The organism is Kitasatospora sp. LaBMicrA B282, assembly GCF_050325825.1.
In the GTDB taxonomy this organism is placed as follows: domain Bacteria; phylum Actinomycetota; class Actinomycetes; order Streptomycetales; family Streptomycetaceae; genus Kitasatospora.
This window is the reverse complement of record NZ_JBNQTI010000041.1, coordinates 17,572-38,621: the sequence shown is the minus strand read 5'-3', so window position 1 is coordinate 38,621 and position 21,050 is coordinate 17,572. Positions and strand designations below refer to the sequence as shown.

At 73.5% G+C, this 21,050-nt stretch carries 22 protein-coding genes and 1 pseudogene; 13 read left to right on the top strand and 10 right to left on the bottom strand.

Going from position 1 to position 21,050, the window contains the following annotated elements; genetic code table 11:
- Nucleotides 1–12: 12 nt before the first annotated feature.
- Nucleotides 13–1,317 carry an MFS transporter gene (locus ACQRUO_RS14380; protein WP_428316268.1) on the bottom strand — a complete coding sequence of 435 codons (1,305 nt, stop codon included), beginning with the start codon at nucleotides 1,315–1,317 and terminating at the stop codon, nucleotides 13–15.
- Between the two features lie 131 nt (nucleotides 1,318–1,448).
- Between ACQRUO_RS14380 and ACQRUO_RS14375 the strand changes: the two genes are divergently transcribed.
- The 6 genes from ACQRUO_RS14375 to ACQRUO_RS14350 all read left to right on the top strand — a co-directional run bounded on the left by ACQRUO_RS14375 (nucleotide 1,449) and on the right by ACQRUO_RS14350 (nucleotide 7,111).
- Nucleotides 1,449–1,979 carry a MarR family winged helix-turn-helix transcriptional regulator gene (locus ACQRUO_RS14375; protein ID WP_428316267.1) on the top strand — a complete coding sequence of 177 codons (531 nt, stop codon included), beginning with the start codon at nucleotides 1,449–1,451 and terminating at the stop codon, nucleotides 1,977–1,979.
- Between the two features lie 164 nt (nucleotides 1,980–2,143).
- Nucleotides 2,144–2,929: a VOC family protein gene (locus ACQRUO_RS14370; RefSeq protein WP_428316266.1), complete on the top strand. Its 786-nt coding sequence runs from the start codon at nucleotides 2,144–2,146 to the stop codon at nucleotides 2,927–2,929.
- Nucleotides 2,930–3,272: 343 nt separating this feature from the next.
- On the top strand, nucleotides 3,273–4,217 hold the full coding sequence (locus ACQRUO_RS14365) for an ATP-binding cassette domain-containing protein (RefSeq protein ID WP_428316265.1): 945 nt from the start codon (nucleotides 3,273–3,275) through the stop codon (nucleotides 4,215–4,217).
- Nucleotides 4,214–5,059, top strand: a complete 846-nt coding sequence (locus tag ACQRUO_RS14360; RefSeq protein WP_428316264.1) for an ABC transporter permease — start codon at nucleotides 4,214–4,216, stop codon at nucleotides 5,057–5,059. Before ACQRUO_RS14365 ends, ACQRUO_RS14360 begins: the two co-directional genes overlap by 4 nt.
- A gap of 58 nt (nucleotides 5,060–5,117) precedes the next feature.
- Entirely contained in the window at nucleotides 5,118–6,446 is a 1,329-nt protein-coding gene (locus tag ACQRUO_RS14355) for a sensor histidine kinase (protein WP_428316263.1), read from the top strand.
- Complete coding sequence (locus ACQRUO_RS14350; protein WP_428316262.1) at nucleotides 6,443–7,111, top strand: response regulator; 669 nt, start codon at nucleotides 6,443–6,445, stop codon at nucleotides 7,109–7,111. The genes ACQRUO_RS14355 and ACQRUO_RS14350 overlap by 4 nt, the downstream gene beginning before the upstream one ends.
- A gap of 10 nt (nucleotides 7,112–7,121) precedes the next feature.
- Here the strand turns inward: ACQRUO_RS14350 and ACQRUO_RS14345 are convergent, their stop codons facing one another.
- The 4 genes from ACQRUO_RS14345 to ACQRUO_RS14330 all read right to left on the bottom strand — a co-directional run bounded on the left by ACQRUO_RS14345 (nucleotide 7,122) and on the right by ACQRUO_RS14330 (nucleotide 10,054).
- Nucleotides 7,122–7,700, bottom strand: coding sequence for a Uma2 family endonuclease (locus ACQRUO_RS14345; protein WP_428316261.1), 579 nt, complete (start codon nucleotides 7,698–7,700; stop codon nucleotides 7,122–7,124).
- An 89-nt stretch (nucleotides 7,701–7,789) separates the two neighbouring features.
- Nucleotides 7,790–8,335 carry a hypothetical protein gene (locus tag ACQRUO_RS14340; protein ID WP_428316260.1) on the bottom strand — a complete coding sequence of 182 codons (546 nt, stop codon included), beginning with the start codon at nucleotides 8,333–8,335 and terminating at the stop codon, nucleotides 7,790–7,792.
- Nucleotides 8,336–8,413: 78 nt separating this feature from the next.
- The gene (locus tag ACQRUO_RS14335; RefSeq protein ID WP_428316259.1) at nucleotides 8,414–9,331 is read right to left on the bottom strand and encodes an undecaprenyl-diphosphate phosphatase; all 918 of its coding nucleotides are present in this window, start codon (nucleotides 9,329–9,331) and stop codon (nucleotides 8,414–8,416) included.
- Nucleotides 9,332–9,508: 177 nt separating this feature from the next.
- Nucleotides 9,509–10,054 carry a DoxX family protein gene (locus tag ACQRUO_RS14330; protein ID WP_428316258.1) on the bottom strand — a complete coding sequence of 182 codons (546 nt, stop codon included), beginning with the start codon at nucleotides 10,052–10,054 and terminating at the stop codon, nucleotides 9,509–9,511.
- A 126-nt stretch (nucleotides 10,055–10,180) separates the two neighbouring features.
- Here ACQRUO_RS14330 and ACQRUO_RS14325 point away from each other — a divergent pair, with 126 nt between their 5' ends.
- Nucleotides 10,181–10,822 (top strand): MarC family protein, encoded by a 642-nt coding sequence (locus ACQRUO_RS14325; protein WP_428316257.1) that lies wholly within the window; start codon nucleotides 10,181–10,183, stop codon nucleotides 10,820–10,822.
- A gap of 19 nt (nucleotides 10,823–10,841) precedes the next feature.
- Here the strand turns inward: ACQRUO_RS14325 and ACQRUO_RS14320 are convergent, their stop codons facing one another.
- A complete protein-coding gene (locus tag ACQRUO_RS14320) occupies nucleotides 10,842–11,282 on the bottom strand; it encodes an Lrp/AsnC family transcriptional regulator (RefSeq protein WP_428316256.1) in 441 nt (146 codons plus the stop codon).
- A 154-nt stretch (nucleotides 11,283–11,436) separates the two neighbouring features.
- Here ACQRUO_RS14320 and ACQRUO_RS14315 point away from each other — a divergent pair, with 154 nt between their 5' ends.
- Nucleotides 11,437–12,282, top strand: a complete 846-nt coding sequence (locus ACQRUO_RS14315; protein WP_428316255.1) for a tryptophan 2,3-dioxygenase — start codon at nucleotides 11,437–11,439, stop codon at nucleotides 12,280–12,282.
- Nucleotides 12,279–13,526: a kynureninase gene (gene kynU / locus ACQRUO_RS14310; protein WP_428316254.1), complete on the top strand. Its 1,248-nt coding sequence runs from the start codon at nucleotides 12,279–12,281 to the stop codon at nucleotides 13,524–13,526. Before ACQRUO_RS14315 ends, kynU begins: the two co-directional genes overlap by 4 nt.
- A gap of 108 nt (nucleotides 13,527–13,634) precedes the next feature.
- On the opposite strand, the gene ACQRUO_RS14305 is transcribed toward kynU, so the two are convergent.
- Nucleotides 13,635–15,065: a choice-of-anchor A family protein gene (locus tag ACQRUO_RS14305; RefSeq protein WP_428316253.1), complete on the bottom strand. Its 1,431-nt coding sequence runs from the start codon at nucleotides 15,063–15,065 to the stop codon at nucleotides 13,635–13,637.
- A gap of 309 nt (nucleotides 15,066–15,374) precedes the next feature.
- Between ACQRUO_RS14305 and ACQRUO_RS14300 the strand changes: the two genes are divergently transcribed.
- Together ACQRUO_RS14300 and ACQRUO_RS14295 are read left to right on the top strand one after the other, a co-directional pair.
- Nucleotides 15,375–15,866 carry a hypothetical protein gene (locus tag ACQRUO_RS14300; RefSeq protein WP_428316252.1) on the top strand — a complete coding sequence of 164 codons (492 nt, stop codon included), beginning with the start codon at nucleotides 15,375–15,377 and terminating at the stop codon, nucleotides 15,864–15,866.
- Nucleotides 15,867–16,109: 243 nt separating this feature from the next.
- Nucleotides 16,110–16,733, top strand: coding sequence for a histidine phosphatase family protein (locus ACQRUO_RS14295; protein WP_428316251.1), 624 nt, complete (start codon nucleotides 16,110–16,112; stop codon nucleotides 16,731–16,733).
- Between the two features lie 79 nt (nucleotides 16,734–16,812).
- Here the strand turns inward: ACQRUO_RS14295 and ACQRUO_RS14290 are convergent, their stop codons facing one another.
- Together ACQRUO_RS14290 and ACQRUO_RS14285 are read right to left on the bottom strand one after the other, a co-directional pair.
- Nucleotides 16,813–17,457, bottom strand: coding sequence for a uridine kinase (locus ACQRUO_RS14290; RefSeq protein WP_428316250.1), 645 nt, complete (start codon nucleotides 17,455–17,457; stop codon nucleotides 16,813–16,815).
- Nucleotides 17,457–18,416, bottom strand: a complete 960-nt coding sequence (locus tag ACQRUO_RS14285; protein ID WP_428316249.1) for a zinc-binding dehydrogenase — start codon at nucleotides 18,414–18,416, stop codon at nucleotides 17,457–17,459. Before ACQRUO_RS14285 ends, ACQRUO_RS14290 begins: the two co-directional genes overlap by 1 nt.
- 162 nt (nucleotides 18,417–18,578) lie before the next feature.
- Here ACQRUO_RS14285 and ACQRUO_RS14280 point away from each other — a divergent pair.
- Nucleotides 18,579–19,281, top strand: a pseudogene (locus ACQRUO_RS14280) (SDR family oxidoreductase).
- An 8-nt stretch (nucleotides 19,282–19,289) separates the two neighbouring features.
- On the opposite strand, the gene ACQRUO_RS14275 reads toward ACQRUO_RS14280, so the two are convergent.
- Complete coding sequence (locus ACQRUO_RS14275) at nucleotides 19,290–20,117, bottom strand: hypothetical protein (RefSeq protein WP_428316248.1); 828 nt, start codon at nucleotides 20,115–20,117, stop codon at nucleotides 19,290–19,292.
- A gap of 52 nt (nucleotides 20,118–20,169) precedes the next feature.
- On the opposite strand from ACQRUO_RS14275, the gene ACQRUO_RS14270 reads away from it, so the two are divergent.
- Complete coding sequence (locus ACQRUO_RS14270) at nucleotides 20,170–21,018, top strand: SAM-dependent methyltransferase (RefSeq protein ID WP_428316247.1); 849 nt, start codon at nucleotides 20,170–20,172, stop codon at nucleotides 21,016–21,018.
- The last annotated feature ends 32 nt before the right edge of the window (nucleotides 21,019–21,050 follow it).

Genomic DNA, 21,050 nt, shown 5'->3' with positions numbered 1-21,050 from the left:
CCCGTCACCCTCTCATGCCGCGGTCTGCAGCTCACGGACCGGCACGACCACCGGGGCGGGCGCCGCGGCGTTGTCCTGCGCCGGGGTGAGGTGGTGGCGCAGCCGCACCGCCAGCACGATGATCAGCAGCGTGCAGCCGGTCATCGCCGCCAGGTAGAGCGGCCAGGTGCCGGAGCCGACCAGCAGCACGCCGACCGCCGGGCCGACCGCGATCGCGGTCTGCTTGACCAGGGCGAAGGCCGAGTTGTAGGTGCCGAGCAGGCGGGCCGGGGCCAGGTCGGCGACGATCGGGCCCAGGGTCGGGGCCAGCAGCGACTCGCCGGCGCCGAACAGCACGTAGATCGAGACGATCGCCACGGTGGCCGCACCGGCCTGGTCGCGGATCAGGCCGGCCAGCAGCGCGGCGGCCCAGGCGCCGAGCCAGATCACGCCGGTGGCGGCCATCGCGGTGGTGCGGCGGCGCCGGGCGGTGACCCGCACCATGATCATCTGGAGCACCACGATGGTCAGCGCGTTGGCGCCGATCGCCATCCCGAGGGTGGCCGGGGCGGTCTTCACCGTGTCGGTGGCGAAGGCCGCCACGCCCGACTCGAACTGGCCGTAGCAGGTGAAGAAGATCAGGCCGGCAAGCAGGCAGAGCCGCAGCATCGCCTTGTCCGCGGCCAGCGCGCGCAGCCCGCTGCGCTGCCCGGCGCCCGCCTCGGTGACCAGCACCGGGGCCGGACGGGGGATCCTGGCGGTGCCGGTGACGGCGGCCAGGCCGAGGAAGGTCAGCGCCTCGATGGTGAACAGTCGGGTCAGGGTGGCCGGGTCGCTGGGGTCCACGATCTGCCCGCCGACCAGGGCGCCGATCCCCATCCCCAGGTTGACCAGGGTGAACTGCAGTGCGAAGGCGTGCGAGCGGGTCTTGGCCGTGGAGCACCGCACGACCATGGTGGCCAGTGCCGGCTGGCAGGTGGTGACCCCGCCGCCGAACAGGAAGGAGGCGATCAGCAGCCCGGTGGTGGTGCTCGCCTGCCCGAAGGAGAAGGCGCCGGTGGCGGCCAGCGCGCAGCCGGCCAGCAGCACCGGGCGCGGCCCGTACCGGTCGATGCCGCGACCGGCGAACGGCAGCACCACGAGGGCGGCCAGCGCGAAGACGGTGAAGACCGCACCGGCGGCCAGCGAACCGAGCCCGCGCACCTGGTCCACGTAGACGAACATGTACGGCATCGTGAAGCCGCTGCCGAAGGCGCTGAGCGCGTTGCCCAGCTGGACCCGGCGCAGGGTGCCCCCCGCGCCCTGCTTCTGCATCTGCTGCTGCTTCTGCTGCTTCATGGAGACACCCCTTCGAAGGTCTAGGCAGCGGATCTTTAGACCCGCAAGATTTCAGAGCTAAAGTCTATGGACTGGAAGAGTGTCGTGTCAAAGGCTTAACGGCTGCAGCGGAGCGTGGGACACTAAGGCCCATGACCGCACCCAGGCCCGCTCCGGAGACCGGCACAGAGCTGGACATCGCCGAGCAAGTGGCCATCTACCAACGGGAATTCCCCACCGTTGACCCCCAGGTGGAGACCATCGTCTCCAGCCTGTCGCGGGTCTCCCGGCGGATGGGGGTGGCCTACGACCGGCAACTGACTGTGCTCGGGATCACGGCCGCCGAGTGGGAGGTGCTCAAGGCCCTGGTGGTGGCCGGCAGCCCCTACCGGCTGGGCCCCGGCGAGCTGGCCAAGCGGCTCGGCCTGACCCCGGCGGCGATGACCCACCGGATCGACCGGATGGTCACCGAGGACCTGGTCACCCGGGAGCGCGACGAGACCAACCGGGTCCGCGTGATCATCGGACTGACCGAGAACGGCCGCGACAAGTGGCTGGAGTCGATGCGGATGGCCGCCGTCTTCGAGGAGGAGTTGCTCCAGGACGTCGCCGCCGAGGAACGCTCGGCGCTCTGCGGGCTGCTCGGGCGGATGCTCACCCGCCTGGAGACCGGCACCGGCTGAGCCCGCCGCGCGGTCCGGTGAGCCCGCCGGGCCGGCCCACGCCCGGTGGCCACCCCCAGCCGGCGTGGCCGGGTGGCGGGGCACCCCGGGCGGCGGCAGGGTGTGGGAGGGGACGCGAAACCCGCTGTCCGGACCACACTCCGCACGCCTGGAGGCGACAACCCATGCCCGTGGTCAGCACTCCCTACCCGCCCGGCACCCCGTGCTGGGTCGACCTGATGGCCCCCGACCCGCAGGCGGCCATCGACTTCTACAAGGACCTGTTCGGCTGGCAGGGCGAGCGCGGCCCCGACGAGTTCGGCGGCTACGCGGTGTGCACCCTGAACGGCAAGCCGGTCGCCGGCATCGGGCCGGCGATGGCGATGGGCGACAACCCGCCGCCGCCCACCGTCTGGACCACCTACCTGGCCAGCGCCGACGCCGACGCCACCGCGACCAAGGTCGCCGAGCACGGCGGCACCCTGCTCTTCCCGGTGATGGACGTCGGCACGGTGGGCCGGATGTTCGTCGCGCTCGACCCGACCGGCGCGGCCTTCGGCGTCTGGCAGGCCGTGGACTTCGGCGGCGCGGAGATCGTCAACGAGTCCGGCGCGGTGATCTGGAACGAGCTCAACACCTCGGACGTGACGGCCGCCACCGCCTTCTACAAGCCGGCCCTCGACATCGACATCTCCCCCGCCCCCGAGATGCCCGGGTACAGCATGCTCAAGGTCGGCGGCAAGGACGTCGGCGGCGCCCAGGGGCTCGACAACCACCCGCCGGGCACACCCTCGCACTGGGGCACCTACTTCGCGGTGGACGACGTGGACAGCACGGTCGACGCCGCGGTGAAGGCCCGCGCCTCGGTGCTCCTCCCCGCGACGGACACCCCGGTCGGCCGGATCGCCGCCCTGCGGGACCCGCAGGGCGCGCCGTTCTCGATCATCGCCCCCAAGCCGCCGCAGGGCTGAGCCGGGCGGCCCGCGGCACCGCGGGTCCGCACGTCCCGCCGCGCAGCGCGAGCCCCTGGGCCACCGTCAGAGTCAGGGCTCTGACGGTGACTCAGGGGCTCCCTGCACCTGATCATCAAAAATGGCCTAGACCAACCCCGGGGTCAAGGGCCACCGGCACGTTTGAGGCCCCGTTAAGGTTCACAACTTCGCATATCAACCAAAGTCCGCCTCAGGATGTAGTCCCACTGCATCTGGCGTCGCAGTCCGGCCCCGCACGGCTCCTCCTCACGCGGCTCGTGACGGCGCAGGGCGCCCCCTAGCGTGGAGGCGTCGCCTGTCCCCCCTCGCCCGAGGATCGGAAATGATCGAAGCCGTCGGCCTGACCAAGCGCTACGGCCCCAAAACCGCAGTCCACGACCTGAGTTTCAGCGTCCGCCCCGGCATCGTGACCGGCTTCCTCGGCCCGAACGGCGCCGGCAAGTCCACCACCATGCGGATGCTGCTCGGCCTGGACACCCCCAGCGCCGGCCACGCCACCATCAACGGCCGCCGCTACGCCGACCACGCCGCCCCGCTGCGCGAGGTCGGCGCGATGCTGGAGGCGCGTGCCATCCACACCGGCCGCAGCGCCTTCAACCACCTGCTCGCGCTGGCCGCCACCCACGGCATCCCGCGCTCCCGGGTGGACGAGGTGATCGACCTGGTCGGGCTGCGCCAGGTGGCCCGCAAGCGGGCCGGCGGCTTCTCGCTCGGCATGGGCCAGCGCCTGGGCATCGCCTCCGCGCTGCTCGGCGACCCCGCCACGCTGATCCTCGACGAGCCGGTCAACGGCCTCGACCCCGAGGGCATCCTGTGGATCCGCAACCTGCTCAAGTCGCTGGCCGCGGAGGGCCGCACGGTGCTGGTCTCCTCGCACCTGATGAGCGAGATGGCGCTGACCGCCGAGCACCTGATCGTGATCGGCCGCGGCCGGCTGATCGCCGACACCTCGGTGGCCGACTTCACCGAGCAGGCCTCGCGCGGCGGCGTGCTGGTCCGCACCCCGGACTCGGTCCGGCTCGGCGAGCTGCTGCGCGAGCTGCCCGGCCTGTCCGTCACCGAGGGCGAGGACGCCCGGGTGCTGCACGTGGACGGCACCGACAGCGAGCGGATCGGAAAGCTGGCGGCCGAGCACGGCCTGACGCTCTTCGAGCTGACCCCGCAGAAGGCCTCGCTGGAGGAGGCCTTCATGGAAATGACCAAGGACGCCGTCGAGTACGACGCCCACGTCGCCCCCCGCACGCTGGTCCAGGAGCCCGCCGCATGAGCACCGCCACCGCCACGCCCGCCCCCACCAGCCCGGCCGCGTCCCGGTCCGCGGTGGGCGGCTCGGTCACCCTGCCCCGGGTGGTCCACGCCGAGTGGATCAAGTTCCGCACGCTCCGCTCGACCTACTACACGCTGATCGCCGCCGTGATCTTCATGATCGGCTTCGGCCTGCTCGCCTGCTACGGCGCGATCGACCACCTGAACCACCCCGACGTGCGCGACCGCGCCTTCCAGATCAACGCGGCCGACCGCAGCCTGCGCGGCTACCTGGCCGCCCAGTTGGCCGTCGGCGTGCTCGGCGTGCTGGTGGTCAGCGGCGAGTACAGCACCGGCATGATCCGCGCCTCGCTCTCCGCGGTGCCGCGCCGGCTGCCGGTGCTCTGGGCCAAGGCTGCGGTCTTCGGCGCGGTGACCCTGGTGGTCACCACGGCCACCGCGTTCGTCGCCTTCTTCGGCGGCCAGGCCGTGCTCTCCGGCAACCACGTGCAGACCACGCTCTCGGCCACCGGGGTGACCCGCACGGTGCTCGGCACCGCGCTCTACCTGACCGCGATCGGCATCCTCGCGGTCGCCATCGGCGCGCTGATCCGCAACACCGCCGGCGGCATCGCCGCGGTCTTCGGCCTGCTGCTGGTGCTGCCCACCCTGGTCGAGGTGCTCCCGGCCAACTGGAGCAGCCACATCGGCCCCTACCTGCCCGGCGCGGCCGGCCAGGCGGTCGCCACCCTCAACCCGGACCCCGGCACGCTCGCCCCGTGGACCGGCTACGGCGTGCTGTGGATCTACGTGGTCGCCGCCCTGATCGGCGCGGCCGCGGTGCTCAAGCGACGGGACGCCTGATCCCGCCCGGCGGGTCGGCGGTCATCCGGTGCTCATGTTCCCGGTGCACAATGGCGCGATGACCACGCTCGACCGGCTCCCGACGGCCCTCGGGCGACGCTTTCCCCGCGTCGCCTGGGGGCTGGCGGCGTTGCGCGGGTGGCTGCTGGACGAGCGCTACCCGGTCGCCGTCGACCTGGTCTTCGCGCTGGCCGTGCTGGCCCTCACCAGCGTGGCGCACGGGCGCGACCTGCACGGGCACCCCTGGGCGCTGGTGATCGAGATCGCGCTGACCGGCCCGCTCACCTTCCGCCGCCGGGCCCCGCTGACCGTCTTCGGCGTGATCGCCGGCGTCGCCTTCGTGCAGTGGCTGACCTACCAGGCGATGCCCGCCGACATCGCGGTGCTGCTCGCCCTCTACACGGTGGCCGCGCACAGCTCGCGCCGGATGACCCTGCTCTCCTACCTGGTCGCCGAGCTCGGCGTGGTCCTGCTGGTCTCGAACCTGCGGCACGTGGTCACCCCGGTGGACCCGGTGGAGATCTGGATCCGGGCCGCCTTCATGCTCTCCGGCGCCACCACCGCCGCCGCCGTGCTCGGCCTCAACGTCCGGGCCCGCCGGGCCCAGCTGCGGGCGCTGCGCGAGCGGGCCCGCGAACTGGAGCACCAGCGCGACCAGCAGGCCGCGCTCGCGGTCGCCGAGGAGCGCTCCCGGATCGCCCGCGAGATGCACGACATCGTCACCCACAACCTCTCGGTGATGGTCGCGCTCGCCGACGGCGCCGTGTACGTCAACCCGATCTCCCCGGAGAAGGCCACCGCGGCGATGCGCCAGTCCGCCGAGACCGGCCGGCAGGCGATCACCGACATGCGCCGCTTCCTCGGCGTGCTGCGCGCCGACGAACCGGACGCGCTGCGCCACCCGCAGCCGGGCCTGGGCCAGTTGGCGGCGCTGACCGCCCAGGTGCGGGCCGCCGGGCTGCCCACCGAGCTGCGGCTCACCGGCCCGGCCGGCGCCGTCTCCCCCGGCGCCCAGCTGACCGTCTACCGGCTGGTCCAGGAGTCGCTCACCAACACCCTCAAGCACACCGCCCCCGGGGCCCGGGCCGAGGTCACCGTGGTCTGCTCGCCGGGCAGCGTCTCGATCGAGGTCCGCGACGACGGCCGGGCGCTGCGCCGCCCCGCCGGCGACCCGCTCGGCGAACCCGGCCACGGCCTGTCCGGGATGCGCGAGCGGGTCGCCGCCTACGGCGGCGGGCTCAGCGCCGGCCCGCTGCCGCAGGGCGGCTGGCGGGTCACCGCCACCCTCGACCTCGGCCCCGAGGACCCCGGCCCCGAACCGGCCCCAGCCCCCGCCCCGGCCGCCGAGCCCGCCGCGCTTCCCGAGTCCGAGGAGAGCCCCCGATGACCATCCGCGTCCTGCTGGTCGACGACCAGCCGCTGCTCCGGGTCGCCTTCACCCTGGTGCTGGACTCCCAGCCGGACCTGGCGGTGGCGGGCGAGGCCGAGGACGGCGCCGGGGCGGTGCGGATGGTCGGCGAGCACCGGCCCGACGTGGTGCTGATGGACGTCCGGATGCCCGGCATGGACGGCATCGAGGCCACCCGCCGGATCGTCGAGGAGTTCCCCGACACCAAGGTGCTCATCATGACCACCTTCGACCTGGACGAGTACGCCTTCGCCGGGCTGCGGGCCGGCGCCTCCGGCTTCCTGCTGAAGAACGCCCAGCCGGCCGAACTGCTCAGCGCCATCCGCAGCGTGGCGGCCGGCGACGCGGTGGTGGCCCCGCGGATCACCCGCCGACTGCTGGACACCTTCGCCTCCCAGCTGCCCGCCGACGGCGGCGCCCCGGACCGCGCCGAGAGCGCCGTCGAGGTGCTCACCACCCGCGAACGCAGCGTCCTGGTCCAGGTCGCCCGCGGCCTGTCCAACGCCGAGGTCGCCGCCGAACTCTTCCTCGCCGAGGCCACGGTGAAGACCCACGTCAGCCGCATCCTGCTGAAGCTCGGCCTGCGCGACCGGGTCCAGGCCGTGGTCTTCGCCTACGAGAACCGACTGGTGCGGCCGACCTGAGGACTGGCGCTCAGAGCCGGTCGATGGCGGTGAGGTCGATGTCCACGGGGTAGGGGACGGTGGTCTCCAAGCGGTCGTGGAAGATGCCCGTCAGCGAGTAGCCTTCGGCGGCCGGGTCCAACTCGTAGACGTAGACGACGGGATACTCGTTCTCGTCCTCTTCCACCCGCCAGAAGTGCGGGATCCCGGCCCGGGCGTACTTGCGCGGCTTGACCTCACGGTCACGGATCCGCGAGTCCGGAGAGACCACCTCGACGGCGAGCAGCACGTCGGCGGCCTGGAATCCGGTCTGTTTCCGGCCGGCCCGGGCGGCGGTGGCCCGGATGACCACGATGTCAGGCTCAGGGCGGTCACGCTCCCCCAGGGTGACCGTCATTTCACGAGTCACCCTGGCGTCGTCCGGTGCGCTGGCCCGCAGACTCGTCTCCAACAGGGACATTGCCAGAGAGTGGAAGTACTTCTGCGGACTCACGAAAATCAGGCTCCCGTCGAGCAACTCCGTGTGCGGCGGGAGGTCGGGCAGGCGGTCGAGGTCGTCAGCGGTGAACCCGTCCACCGGCGGGCGCAGCCAGTCGGGTACGGCAGTCATGGTTCCTCCCATGGGGCGATCCTCACCGACACCGCCAGGCTAGCGGGCGGGAACGCCACCCGGGCCACCCTTCCGGGTGAGTCCCCCGCTCAGTACCGCAGGGCGTTGTCGACGCCGGCCGTGACGGTGCCGGTGAGCGGGAGGTTGCTGGTGGCCGTGGCGGTGGCCGTGCTGCCCGGTTGGACGGGTGGGACCTGGACGACCGTGACGTCCAGGAGCTTGCCGCCGCTGTCCTTGAAGTCCACCTGGATCGTGTAGCGCTCGGCGCCGGACTGGTGGTTGGTCACGGTGAGCGGGACCTGGACCCGGTGGTCCGAGGCCGGGGCGACCGCGCCCAGGGTGACGTCGGCGGTGGCGTCCAGCCCGCTGGTGGCGCCGGCCACGGCGGAGGCGGCGGCCGACTGGGCGGAGGCCAGGGCCGAGGCGGCGGAGGAGGAGAGGCTGTTCGCCGCGGAGGCGGCCTGGGAGATGGCGGAGGCGGCGCCGGACTGCAGCGCGGAGGCGGCCGAGCCGGCCGCGCCGCTCGCCACGGAGGCCGCGGCGCCGCCCTTGGCGCCGGAAGAGCAGCCGGCCACCGACAGCACCGCCCCGATCGCGAGGGCGAGCGGGGCGGCGGTCGTGCGGTGGAGGTCCATGGCCTCACCCTGGGTGCGTGCGGTCGCCCCCGCCAGCGGGGCGGCGCAGCCGGGTGAGGGGGCGTCAACCGGCCTCGGTCAGAGGCCGAGGCCCAGGTAGATCGCGCTGCCGGCGCCGGCCAGCATGCAGTAGACCGCGAACGGGGTCATGCTGCGGTTCTCGAAGTACTTGGTGAGGAAGCGGACCGAGATGTAGCCGGCCACGAAGGCGCAGAGCGAGCCGACCAGCATCGGGCCGCGCAGCCCGGCGTTCTCCGGCTTGAGCAGCTCGGGCATCTTGAGGATGGCGGCCGCGCCGATCACCGGGGTGGCCAGCAGGAAGGCGAAGCGGGCGGAGTCCTCGTGGTTGAGGCCGCGCAGGATGCCGGTGCTGATGGTGACGCCGGAGCGGCTGATGCCCGGCAGCAGGGCGAGGATCTGGGCGGCGCCGATCCAGGTGCCCTGGCGCATGCCCATCTTCGCCAGCCGGCGGTCCGACTCGACCGCCGGGTCCACGCCCGGGGTGTGCGCGAGCTGCTGGCCGGCGCGGCGGCGGCCACCGCCGCCGCGGCGCAGCCGGTCGGCGCCGAGCAGCACGAAGCCGTTCAGCGCCAGGAAGCAGGCCGCGACCACCGGGTTGCCGAGCGCGTTGCGCAGCGCCTTCTCGGCGACCAGGCCCACCAGGCCGACCGGGATGGTGCCGCAGATCAGCAGCCAGGCCAGCCGCTGCTCGCTGGTCTGGATCCGGCGCTCGCGTATGGAGCTGAACAGCCCCCGCACCACCCGGACCCAGTCCTTGCGGAAGAACACCACCAGGGCCAGCGCGGTGGCCATGTGCAGGGCGACCAGCACCGACAGGTACGGCGAGTTGGGCGTGGTGAGGTTGAGGTCGTTCTTGACGCTCCCCCCGATCAGCGCCGGGATCAGGATGCTGTGACCCAGGCTGGAGACGGGGAAGAGCTCGGTGACGCCTTGCAGCAGGCCCACGCCGATGGATTCCGGGTAGGTCAGGGACATCGCACACCTTCAGCACTGGTACGGGGGTCTCGGAGAGCGCCAGCGTACCGAGGCGTGCGGACACGACCTCAGGCCCCTCCCCGCGAGAACGTACTACACATCTGTAGACGCCAAGCGGGTCGGGGCCGGAATTCACCAGCCGGTTCCCGGGCCGTCACCCGGGCTCGTCCCCGGCCGCTACTCGGGCTCCCCCTCCATCGCCCGGGCGGCCGCGTCGCGCAGCCCGCGCTCGCGCTTGCAGACCACCGAGAAGGCGCCGAACGCCGCCGCCCCGAAGGCCAGCACGCCGAGCCAGGGGCGGTTCAGCCGGTGGCCGGTCAGCTGGTCCAGCGAGAGCCGTCCCGGCCCGGCGATGCCCAGCGAGAGGCCGCAGACGCCGAGCAGCGCCGGGTACTCGTAGCCGCCCTTGGTGACGAAGAAACCGTGCGGGAAGTGCACCGCGGCGGCGCCCACCATGGTGCCGGCCACCACCGGCCCGGCCACCGGGGTCGCCAGCCCGGCGATCAGCAGTGCGCCGCCGCCCGCCTCGCCGAGGCCGGCCGCCAGCGCGCTCTGCCCGCCGGGCTTGAACCCCATCGCCTCCATGCCCTGCGCGGTGCCCTCCAGGCCACCGCCGCCGAACCAGCCGAAGAGCTTCTGGGTCCCGTGAGCGAAGAGCACGCCGCCGACGGCGGTGCGCAGGGCGAGCAGCCCGAGGTCGGTGCGGTTCACGCAGCAGCCCATGTCGTCCTCATCTCCTCTGTCGCTGCCTCCCATCCCAGCCGACCCTCCGGCGCTCCTCGACCGGGGACGGGCCATCCGGGGGACGCCCGCGGAGCCGGGACGGGTGGTCTCGCCCATGCTGGGGGCATGTCGGTCCTGAACCTGAGCAGCACCTTCGTCACCTTCTTCGCCGTGGTCGGCCCGCCCAAGGTGCTGCTGGCCTACGCCCAGCTGAGCCGCACCCGCAGCCTGCCGGAGATGCGCCGGCTGGTCGGGGTCAGCTCGCTGCTGGCCGCGTTCGTCGGGGTGCTGATGGCGTTCCTGGCCGATGCGGTGACCAACTTCTTCCACGTCAGCGACGAGTCGCTGCAGCTGGCCGGCGGGGTGATCTTCTTCATCTACGCCGTCGGGCTGGTGCTCGGCCTGCACCTGGGCGGTGGGGGCGACGACGACGAGCAGGCGCTGACCAACCCGCTGGCCGAGGGGGTGCGCGAGCTGCTGCTGCCGTACGTGGCGAGCCCGCTGGCGATGACCGCGGTGCTGGTGGAGTCGCTGACCAAGGAGGGCTGGGGCTGGCGGTTCACGGTGTCCGGCGCGTACCTGGCGGTGGTGGCGATCAACCTGGTCAGCGTGCTGGTGCTGGCCCCGCTGCTGATGCGCACCCACCAGACCTCGCTGGAGGTGCTCTCCCGACTGCTCGGGCTGCTGCTGGCGGCGGTCGGCGTGGAGCTGTTCCTGCAGGGGCTGGCGGGGCTGGGGGTGCCGCTGACCAAGTCGGGCGGGTACTAGCCCGGCCGGCGACCTGGGCTCAGGGCGGGGTGACCGCCCGCCACGGCACCGGGCTGGAGAGGATCATCGAGCTGCTCGGCTGTCCGTAGGCCGCCAGCCGGTCGATCAGCGCCTCGAACTGCACCATCTCCGGCACCGCGACCAGCAGCACGCAGCAGGCCCCGCCGGTCACCCGGTGCAACTGCAGCACCTCGGGCCACTCGGCCACCGTGGGGTCGCGCAGCACGCAGCGCGGCCCGTAGCACTGCACCTGCACCAGCGCCGTGATCGGCAACCCGGCGCGGGCCAGGTCGACGTGCGCGTGGTAGCCGCGCAGCACGCCGTCCGCCTCCAGCCGGCGCACCCGCTCGGCGACGGCCGGCGCGGAGAGGCTGACCCGGCGGGAGAGCTCGTTGTAGGAGAGCCGCGCATCGGCCTGCAGCTCGGCCAGCAGGCGGCGGTCCAGGGCATCGAGGGCCATGGCAGGACGGCTCCTTTCCGGGCGGCAGGCGGGAACGGGGAAACTCCTTGCGAACGCAAGGCCAGGGCGCTGATCAGGGCGTCAATGCCCATTCAAGAGCGCGGTCGCCCGCCGCACAATAGTCCCCACCTGCCACCGAGGGGGAACGAGACCAATGGCCCGGCCCAGTGTCCAGACGCCTAACCTGGCGTTCGACCGCACCCGTGACCTCGCCGACCCGGCGACCACCGGTGCCACGCCGTACGAGCGGTACGCCCGCCTCGACGTGCTGCACACCCTGCAGCAACCGCGCAGCTCGGTGGAGGCCGAGCTGTCCTTCATCGTCGCCACCCAGGTGATGGAGCTGCTCTTCGACCTGCTGCGGCACGAGTGGCAGCTGGCCCGGGGCGCGCTGCGGGCCGACGACCTGCCGGCCGCGGTGGCCGCGCTGCGCCGCGGCGCCAACGTCCAGGACGTGCTGAACAACTCCTGGGACCTGCTGGCCACGCTGACCCCGGTGGAGTTCAGCGCCTTCCGCCCGGTGCTCGGCGAGGCCTCCGGCTTCCAGTCCTCCGCGTACCTGAAGCTGGAGTTCCTGCTCGGCAACAAGTCCGAGCGGCTGCTGGGGATGTACCAGGAGGTGCCGGCCACCCAGCAGGAGCTGGCCCGGGCGCTGGCCGAGCCGAGCCTGTACGACGAGGTGGTGGCCCTGCTGGCGCGCCGCGGCTTCCCGGTCGCCGCCGAGGTCGCCACCTCCCGGTACCAGCCGAGCGAGGCCGTCGAGGCCGCCTGGCACACCGTCTACACCGACCCGCGGCACACCGAACTGGTGCTGCTGGCCGAGGCGTTGCTGGACACCGCCGAACGGGTCTCGCGCTGGCGCCAGCGGCACTACGCTGCGGTGAAGCGCTCGATGGGCGCCAAGCCCGGCACCGCGGGCTCCAGCGGCCTGAGCTGGCTGAAGGCCGCGGCCGACCAGGACGTCTTCCCCGAACTGTGGACCGTGCGAGGAGTGTTGTGAGCGAGCCCCGAGTGCAGGTGCCGAGCTCCCGCGAGCAGTGCCTGGCGCTGGACGCGACCGATCCGCTGGCGGCCTTCCGGGCCGAGTACCTGCTGCCCGAGGGCGCCGTCTACCTGGACGGCAACTCGCTCGGCGTGCTGCCCGCCCGCACCCCCGAGACGGTGCGCCGCACCGTCGAGCAGGAGTGGGGCCAGGACCTGATCACCAGCTGGAACAAGCACGGCTGGACCGAGTTCCCGTACACCCTGGGCGACCGGATCGCGCCGCTGGTCGGCGCCGGCCCCGGCGAGGTGGTGGTCTGCGACAGCGTCTCGGTCAACCTGTTCAAGCTGCTCACCGCCGCGCTGCGGCTGCGCCCCGGCCGGCGCACGGTGCTCGGCGAGCGGGACTCCTTCCCCACCGACCTCTACATCGCCGAGGGCGTCACCGGGCTGTTCGAGGGCGGGCGCAGTGTGCTGCTGCCCTCGGTCGACGACCTGGACGCCCACCTGGACGACAGCGTGGCCGTGGTGGTGCTCTCCCAGGTGGACTACCGCACCGGCCGGCTGCTGGACATGGCGGAGATCACCGCGCGGGTGCACCGGGCCGGCGCACTGATGATCTGGGACCTCTGCCACTCGGCCGGCGCGCTGCCGATCGACCTGACCGCCTGCGACGTGGACTTCGCGGTCGGCTGCACCTACAAGTACCTGAACGCCGGCCCGTGCGCGCCGGGCTTCCTGTACGTCGCGCCGCGCCACCAGGAGGTCGCCGAACAGCCGCTGACCGGCTGGTTCGGGCACGCCGAGCCGTTCGCCTTCGAGAGCGGCTACCGGCCGGCGAGCGGGATCGGGCGCTTCCTCACCAGCTTCCCGCCGCTGCTGGCGCTGGCCGGGCTGCGGGCCACCCTGGAGGTCTGGGAGAAGGTCGACCTGGAGCTGGTGCGGGCGAAGAGCCTGGCCATGACCGAGCTGTTCATCGAGCGCTGCCGGGCCCTCGGGCTGGACGTGGTGACGCCCGCCGAGCCCGAGCGGCGCGGCAGCCAGGTGGCGGTCCGGCACCCCGACGGCTACCCGGTGGTGCAGGCGCTGATCGAGCGCGGGGTGATCGGCGACTTCCGGGCGCCGGACCTGATGCGGTTCGGCTTCACCCCGCTCTACCTCTCGTACACCGAGGTCTGGGACGCCGCGCAGGCGCTGGGCGAGGTGCTGGCGAGCGGTGAGTGGCGGGCCGAGCGGTTCAACGTGCGCGGCGCGGTGACCTGAGCGCGGTGGCCTGAGCGCGGTGACCACGGACGACCACGGCGGGTCCGGCCCTCTTCGGGCGGGACCCGCCGTGGTCGTCGGTCGGCGTGCGTGCGGGCGGGGCCGGGATCAGCCGTGCCGGCCGCGGCGGCGGTAGCCGATCAGCAGGACGCCGGCACCGCTGATCAGCAGCACTCCCACCGCCGCGAGCAGCGGGGCGGTGCTGCCCTGGCCGGTGTCGGGCAGCGAGCCGGTGCGGCTGGCGGTGGGCGAGGGCATGGGGTGGGTGCTGGTGCTGCTGGTCGGGGGCACCGTGGGGGCGGTGGGGGACGGGGACTCGGACTCGCTCTCGGTCGGTGAGGGGGAGGGCGAGGGGGTCGGGCTCGGGCTCGGTGAGGGGGACGGGGACGGGCTGGGGGACGGTGACGGGGAGGGGGACGGGCTCGGCGATGGGCTGGGTGACGGGCTGGGTGACGGGCTCGGCGATGGCGAGGGCGACGGGCTCGGGCTCGGTGAGGAGCAGTCCGGCAGGTCCCCGTCGAACGGGTAGTTGTGGATCTCGTAGCCCCCGCTGCCGGTCTGCACCAGGTTGCCGGCCAGGTAGACCCGGCCGTTGAGACCGGGCGTCTCCACCGTGGTGGTGCCGTTCGGGTTGCCGGCCAGGATCGAGCCCTGGAACTGGGCCCCGCCGGTGATCCGGGCCAGCGAGGAGGTCGGGAAGTTCCACAGCAGCTTGGACCGCAGCTGGGTGAGCTGGTCGCCGGCCAGGCCGGTGCCGCTGTAGGTGCTGATCACCGCGTCGTCCGGGAGCATGTTGACGATCACCGTCGCGCCCGCCGGGATGTTCTTGAAGACCAGCCCGATCTGCCGGCCGACCGCGCCCAGGCTCTGGTTGACGTTGAAGACCTGGCGGGCGCTGCTGCCGTCGCCGGTGAAGGTGGCCTCGCTGTTGGTCACGGTGACCGTGCCGGTGGCGGTGGCCTGGGCGGCGCAGGCGGAGAAGTCCTCGATGGTGGTGCGCAGCGGCGCGTAGGTGGCGCGCACGTTGGTGTCGTGCACCGGCTTGCCGGGGGCGGCCAGGGTGACCCGGCCGGTGAGCGTGCCGCCGTAGCGCAGGTCGCCGTAGGCGGTGGTCCTGGAGTCCGAGCCGCCGATCAGGACCTCGTTGGTCGGCTGGGCGGTGACGTTGCCGCCGACCGAGACGAAGTCGGTGCCGTTGGGCGGCACCACCCGGGACCCGACCCCGACCACGGCCATGTTGAAGACGCCGCCGCCGTTCTTGTTGACGGTCAGGTCGCCGAGGGTGACCACCCGGCCCTCGACCTCGGCGGCCCGGCCGGCCACCGTGTAGTCCCCGCCGGTGAAGACGTTGATGTTGGCATCACGGCCGACGAAGTCGCCGTTGTGCGGCGGCGGGTAGTCCGCCGGGCAGCTCGAACCGGGGCCGCCGCACGGGCCCAGCGGCGGGGGGAACCCGACCGCCGCACCCCGGGGCAGCGGGATCGCCAGGGCCGACACGGTGACCGCGACCAGCAGGGCGGCCCGACTCGGCAGTCTCATGCGCTGCTGTCTCACAGAGGATCGCCTCCTTCGCCCCGGGATGTCCGCTGCCCACCGGTCGTGGCGCGCTGGGGCGCTCCCGGTCATCCAAGGCAGCCGCACCTGCCGCACCGGGCAGGCACCACCGCAGCGGAAGGGATCATCAGCCGAATCTCCCCCGGACGGGCTAAGGACCGACCGACTGCCGGGGGCTGCGGGGTCGGGTGTTAGCGTGCTGGACCGGGCCCCCGCGAACGGCGCGCCGCGGCCCCGGGCGACGTTGCGGCGGCGCCCACCCGTTCCCGAGTAGTACGAAGGCTGTCGATCCTCATGGCCAAACTCCTGTTGAGCCTGCACCTGCTGGCCGCGATCATCGCGATCGGCCCCGTCACGGTCGCGGCGAGCATGTTCCCGCGCAAGGCGCAGGCCGCCCTGGCCGCTGCCGACGGCGGCGGCGCCGGGGCGGCCGAGTCGGCGGCCTCGGTGCGGGTGCTGTTCCGGATCACCCAGGTCTACGCGGGCATCGGGCTCGCCGTGCCGGTGCTCGGGATCGGCACCGCGCAGGTGATGGGCGTGATGGGCAGCCCCTGGCTGATCACCTCGCTGGTGCTCACCGGGCTGGCCGCGCTGGTGCTGATGTTCCTGGTGCTGCCCAAGCAGCAGGCCGTGGTCGCCGCGCTGGCCGGCGAGCCCGACGCGGACCCGGTGAAGGCGGCCGGCAGTCTGAAGCAGCTCACCATGGGCACCGGGATGTTCTCGCTGCTCTGGGCCGTGGTGACGGTGCTGATGGTGGTCCGCCCGGGCTCCTCCACGCACGCCTGACGCACGCCCACCCGCACCCCGCACGCTCACCCCGCACCTCCCGGCCGGCCCTGCTCAGGGCCGGCCGGACGGCTTTCCGGGCCCGGCTGACCTGCGGCGCCGTGGCGGGCGGAACCGGCCGGGCCACCGGCGCGTCCCTGTCGGGACCGATGGGGCGTCAACCCGCCCGACCGGCACCGACCCCGGCAGCACCAGGCACCACCCGCCGCGACCCGGCGTCAGAACCACGGTGAGGAACCCCCCATGACGGCTCACGCCACCCGCTACCTCTATCTCGCGCGGCACGGCGAGGCGCTGCCCGACGGGAGCGGGTTGTCCGAGACCGGCCGCCGCCAGGCCACCCTGCTCGGCCGGCGGCTGCGCGAGGTGCCGCTGGCGGCGGTGCACCACGGGCCGCTGCGCCGGGCGGCGCAGACCGCGCGCCTGATCGGCGAGCAGTTGGGCAGCGTGCCGGTCGACGAGGAGGCGGCGGCCGGCGACTACCTGCCGCACCTGCCGGACCGCGAGGAACTGCCCGCCGCCTGCGCCGACGGCCTGCTCGACTTCCTGGGCGAGGTGCCGCCCGCCGAGGCCGCCGCGGGCGCGGCGCTGGCCCGCGAGGCGATCCTGCGGTTCACCGGCCCGGTGCCGGGCTCGGTGGACCGGCACGAACTGGTGGTCACCCACGCCTTCCTGATCAGCTGGCTGCTGCGGGACGCGATGGCCGCCCCCGACTGGCGCTGGCTCGGCATCAACCACGCCAACACCGGTCTGACCGTGATCCGCTACGCCCCCGGGCGCCCGCCGGCCGTCCTGGTGCAGAACGACCAGCGCCACCTGCCGACCGAGCTGTGCTGGACCGGCTTCCCGCCGGAGTGGCAGGTCTGACCTCCGGGCGTGCCGGTGGGCCGCCTTCCGCCCAGTCCGGGTGCCAGTCAGTCCGGGTTCCAGTCAGTTCTGGTCCCAGTCAGTCCTGGTTCCAGGCCGGGTGCTCCGGGTCGTCGGCCCGGACCAGGACGTCGGCCGCCTCGTCCGGGTTCACCTCCGCCGCGTAGCGGGCGAAGGCGGGCAGCGTCCACTGCTCCGCCTCCGGGGTGCGGCGGCGCAGCGCAGCCGGGGAGAGCCGCAGGTGGACGGTCAGGTCCAGCGGGAACCAGCGGCCGAGCAGCAGCCGGCCGTCGAGCAGCAGCACCCCGCCCGGCGGGAGTTCGACGTAGCCGCTGCGGGTGGAGCGGTCGGTGTCCGGGTCGCGCAGGTCGGGCAGCACCCGGCCGCTGCCGCCCGGGTCCAGCGGGGTGAAGACCTCGCGGAGGAGCGCGTTGTCGTCCAGCCAGAGGTCGTAGTAGGCGTCGGCGTCCTGGTGGCCGTACTCCAGCCGGATCGAGGCGGACCGCAGGAAGGAGCGCGACCGGACCCGCTGCACCGGGCGGCCGCGCAGCCGCAGCTCCTCGGCCAGGGCGTCGGCCAGCCGTTCGGGCCGGGCCGCCGGTGCGCCGTCCACCGCGACCCGCGGCCAGGCGCCGCCGTCGGCCGGCTCCAGGCGCTCGATCCGGTCGGCCAGTTCGGTGGTCAGCCGGTCCCAACTGATCGGCGACAGGCGGGCGGCGGCCATCAGCGTCCGGTCTCCAGCAGCGTCTTGCCCAGGGTGTCGCGGGCCTCGATGGCGGCGTGCGCGGCGGCGGCCCCGGCCAGCGGGAAGCGGCGCCCGATCACCGGGCGCAGCCGGCCGGCGGCGGCCTCGGTCAGCGCGTGCTCGGTCGCGGTGCGCAGGGCGTGGGGGCTGCGGTCGGCGCCGACCAGACGTACTCCGCGGGCGGTGGCCGTCTCCTCGGTGATCGCCGTCCACTCGCCGCTGGCCAGGCCGTAGCTGTCCAGCCGCCCACCGGGGCGCAGCAGGTCGAAGGCGGCCCGGCCGATCGCGCCGCCGACGCCGTCGAAGACCACGTCGACCCCGCCGGGCTCGGCGCGTGCACGGTCGGCCCAGTCGACTTCCCGGTAGTCGATGGTGTGGGCGGCGCCCAGCTCGCGGGCCAGCGCCAGCTTCTCCGCGCTGCCCGCGGCGGCGACCACCGTGGCTCCGGCCGCCGCGGCCAGCTGCACCAGCAGGCTGCCGACGCCGCCGCCGGCCGCCAGCACCAGCGCGCGCTCGCCGGGCCGCGGGTCGGCGGCGCGCAGCTGCATGACGGCCGTGCGCCCGTCGGCGAGCAGCGCGACCGCCTGGTCCAGCGGCAGGCCGTCCGGCACGGCGAACAGCCCGTCGGCCGGCACCGCGGCCAGCTCGGCGTAGCCGCCGCTGCCGCCGGTGCCGCTGACCACCCGGCGGCCGAGCAGGCCCGGGTCCGCCCCGGGGCCGAGCGCGGCGACCGTGCCGCCGACGCCGTTGCCGGGGATCAGCGGCGCCTCGGCCCGGAACGGGCCCGCGCCGGTGGCCCGGAACTGGGTCTCGACGAAGGTGATGTTCGCGTGGGTGACCTCGATCAGGACCTGCCCGGGGCCCGGCACCGGGTCGGGCGCCTCGCCGGGCACCAGGACGGACGGGTCACCGAACTTCGTCAGCCAGACGGCGCGCATGCCGACACTCCTTGATCGTCGCGGTCTTCTCCCGCATCCTGACTCATCAAGCGGACTTGAGGTCAAGGCACGGCCGATCAACGAAGTTGACTTGGAGCGCACTCCAACTGATGGACTGCCACCGACCTTGACACCCCTTCACCTGGATTGCAGGAGCTGACGATGACGGACTCTCCGGTCACCCTGATCACCGGCGGCAGCAGCGGCATCGGCGCCGCCGCGGCCAAGCAGCTGCTGAAGCTCGGCCACCGGGTCGCGGTCACCGCACGCGGTGAGGAGCGGCTGCGGCAGTTCGCCGCGGAGGTGGGGCAGCCGGAGGCGCTGCTCACCATCGCGGGGGACGCGAGCGACCACGCGGCCGTGCAGGCGGCCGTCGCCGCCACGCTCGAGCGGTTCGGCCGGCTCGACAACGCGGTGGCCAACGCGGGCTTCGGCACCTCCGGCACGGTGGCCGACGGCGACCCCGAGCACTGGCGCGCGATGGTGCTGACCAACGTGCTCGGCCCGGCGCTGCTGATCAACGCGGCGCTCCCGGCGTTGAAGGAGTCGCGCGGCCGGATCGTGCTGGTCGGCAGCGTCGCCGGGTTCATCAACTCCCCCGGCAACCTCTACAGCGCCACCAAGTGGGCGGTCACCGGCCTGGCGGAGAACACCCGGCTGCTGGCCACCGAGCACGGCATCGGCGTCACCCTGATCGCCCCGGGCCGGGTGGCGACCGACTTCTGGGAGCAGAGCGGCGGTGCCGTCCGCCCGAACGCCCCGATGCTGACGGACGACCACATCGCCGGCTCCATCGTCTGGGGGCCAGCCCGAGGGCGTGGACGTGAACACGGTGGTGGTCCGCCCCGTCGGCCAGGAGCGCTGACCGACGGGTCAGCCCTTGCCGGCCAGCAGCCGGGCCTTCGCCCAGGTGAACTCCTCGTCGCTCAGGTGCCCGCCGTCGTGCAGTGCCGCCAGGCGCTCCAGCTCCCCGACCAGCGTCGGGGGGTCGGCGGGTCCGCCGTCCACGGGCACCCCGGCGCGGTCCACCTCGACCTCGCTGTCGCGCGGGTCCTCCGGAAGGTGACGGACGGTCACACCGGTGCCGCGCCGGGGCAGGTCGACGAGCGGGACGCTCTTGTCGACCGTCTCGGTGTACTCGACCCCGTCGGAGGCGGTGTAGCGGATGGTGAGTTTCACCCGGGCGTCTCCGCCGCGGCTCGGGCCGGAACTCGTGAGCTCGGTGATGACGCCCCGCACCACCTCGCCCTCCTCGGCCAGCCGGTGGGCCCGCCGGGCGGCCCGGCGCCGGTCCGCGATCCGCCGCTGCCTCTCCCGCCAGGTCCCCCGGCCGAGCAGGAACGCGAACAGCGCGGTGAACGAGAGCGGGACGAGCGCCCACAGGCTCTGCGGCAGGTGCGTGACGGACAGCCCCAGCAGCCCGCCGGTGGCGGCTCCCCAGAAGAGCCCGCCCGGCTCGATCGAGGGGGCGTAGCCGTCGGTGAAGTCGTTGTCGACGATCAGGTTCACGGTGAAGAGCGCACCGCCCCAGAGCACGGCCCCGCCCAGGAAGCTCAACCAGCCGGGCACCGCGTGGATCGCGTGGCCGGCGAGCAGGCCGCCGACCACGAACAGCGCGGCGCAGAGGTAGCTCGCGGTGCGCCGCTGCGGGGACAAACCCGGCCAGACCGGCAGGTCCGGCGAAAGATCGTTCGAGGTCACGCGGTGATGCTAGCCGTGCCCATTCCCGCTGTCCGCCTATATGCTTCAGGCCGTGACTGATGATCAGGACATCACCCTGGACTGGATGTCCGCGGAGGACGACGGGCGGCGGCCCACCGACCTCCGCCCCGAGATACCGCACCCCGCCCGGATGTACGACTACTACCTGGGCGGCAAGGACAACTTCCCCGCCGACCGGGCCGCCGCGGAGGAGATCATCGCGATCAGCCCGCGGGTGCGGCTGAGTGCCCAGGCCAACCGGGGGTTCCTGCAGCGGGCGGTGAAGCACCTGGCCGAGCAGGGGGTGCGGCAGTTCCTGGACATCGGCACCGGGATCCCGACCGCGGGCAACACCCACGAGGTCGCCCAGCGGGTGGACCCCGCTGCCCGGGTCGCCTACGTGGACAACGACCCGATCGTGCTGGTGCACAGCCGCGCCCTGCTGGCCGGCGCCAGCAAGGGCTCCGCCTCCGTCGTCCAGGCCGACCTGCGCGACCCCGCCGGGATCCTGGACGCCCCCGAGGTGCGCGACCTGCTCGACCTCGGGCAGCCGGTCGCGCTGCTGCTCTTCGCGATCCTGCACTTCGTGGGCGAGGACAGCGACCCGTACGGCATCGTCCGCAAGCTGGTCGACGCCCTGCCCTCCGGCAGCTACCTCGCCCTCTCGCACGGCACCGCCGACTTCCTCTCCCCCGAGCAGGCGCAGCGCGGCCCGGCCGTGTACTGCGCCGCCACCGAGCGGCTCACGCTGCGCAGCAGGGAGCAGGTGGCCCGGTTCTTCGACGGTCTGGAGCTGCTCGAGCCGGGCATCGTCACCGTCCCGCGCTGGCGGCCGGAGCTGCCGGAGCGGGAGGGTGACGCGGTGACCGGGATCTGGGGCGCGGTCGGCCGCAAGCCGTAGGCGGCTCAGCCCTGGGCGGATCAGCCCTGGGC

What these genes read in the sequence shown, in the direction of transcription:
- ACQRUO_RS14305 (WP_428316253.1), bottom strand. Translation starts at nt 15,065, where the DNA reads ATGAGACTGCCGAGTCGGGCCGCCCTGCTGGTCGCGGTCACCGTGTCG.
- ACQRUO_RS14315 (WP_428316255.1), top strand. Translation starts at nt 11,437, where the DNA reads ATGGCCCGGCCCAGTGTCCAGACGCCTAACCTGGCGTTCGACCGCACC.
- ACQRUO_RS14335 (WP_428316259.1), bottom strand. Translation starts at nt 9,331, where the DNA reads ATGTCCCTGACCTACCCGGAATCCATCGGCGTGGGCCTGCTGCAAGGC.
- ACQRUO_RS14380 (WP_428316268.1), bottom strand. Translation starts at nt 1,317, where the DNA reads ATGAAGCAGCAGAAGCAGCAGCAGATGCAGAAGCAGGGCGCGGGGGGC.
- ACQRUO_RS14350 (WP_428316262.1), top strand. Translation starts at nt 6,443, where the DNA reads ATGACCATCCGCGTCCTGCTGGTCGACGACCAGCCGCTGCTCCGGGTC.
- ACQRUO_RS14325 (WP_428316257.1), top strand. Translation starts at nt 10,181, where the DNA reads ATGTCGGTCCTGAACCTGAGCAGCACCTTCGTCACCTTCTTCGCCGTG.
- ACQRUO_RS14300 (WP_428316252.1), top strand. Translation starts at nt 15,375, where the DNA reads ATGGCCAAACTCCTGTTGAGCCTGCACCTGCTGGCCGCGATCATCGCG.
- ACQRUO_RS14345 (WP_428316261.1), bottom strand. Translation starts at nt 7,700, where the DNA reads ATGACTGCCGTACCCGACTGGCTGCGCCCGCCGGTGGACGGGTTCACC.
- ACQRUO_RS14365 (WP_428316265.1), top strand. Translation starts at nt 3,273, where the DNA reads ATGATCGAAGCCGTCGGCCTGACCAAGCGCTACGGCCCCAAAACCGCA.
- ACQRUO_RS14330 (WP_428316258.1), bottom strand. Translation starts at nt 10,054, where the DNA reads ATGGGCTGCTGCGTGAACCGCACCGACCTCGGGCTGCTCGCCCTGCGC.
- ACQRUO_RS14320 (WP_428316256.1), bottom strand. Translation starts at nt 11,282, where the DNA reads ATGGCCCTCGATGCCCTGGACCGCCGCCTGCTGGCCGAGCTGCAGGCC.
- ACQRUO_RS14360 (WP_428316264.1), top strand. Translation starts at nt 4,214, where the DNA reads ATGAGCACCGCCACCGCCACGCCCGCCCCCACCAGCCCGGCCGCGTCC.
- ACQRUO_RS14290 (WP_428316250.1), bottom strand. Translation starts at nt 17,457, where the DNA reads ATGGCCGCCGCCCGCCTGTCGCCGATCAGTTGGGACCGGCTGACCACC.
- ACQRUO_RS14370 (WP_428316266.1), top strand. Translation starts at nt 2,144, where the DNA reads ATGCCCGTGGTCAGCACTCCCTACCCGCCCGGCACCCCGTGCTGGGTC.
- ACQRUO_RS14375 (WP_428316267.1), top strand. Translation starts at nt 1,449, where the DNA reads ATGACCGCACCCAGGCCCGCTCCGGAGACCGGCACAGAGCTGGACATC.
- ACQRUO_RS14340 (WP_428316260.1), bottom strand. Translation starts at nt 8,335, where the DNA reads ATGGACCTCCACCGCACGACCGCCGCCCCGCTCGCCCTCGCGATCGGG.
- ACQRUO_RS14355 (WP_428316263.1), top strand. Translation starts at nt 5,118, where the DNA reads ATGACCACGCTCGACCGGCTCCCGACGGCCCTCGGGCGACGCTTTCCC.
- ACQRUO_RS14295 (WP_428316251.1), top strand. Translation starts at nt 16,110, where the DNA reads ATGACGGCTCACGCCACCCGCTACCTCTATCTCGCGCGGCACGGCGAG.
- ACQRUO_RS14285 (WP_428316249.1), bottom strand. Translation starts at nt 18,416, where the DNA reads ATGCGCGCCGTCTGGCTGACGAAGTTCGGTGACCCGTCCGTCCTGGTG.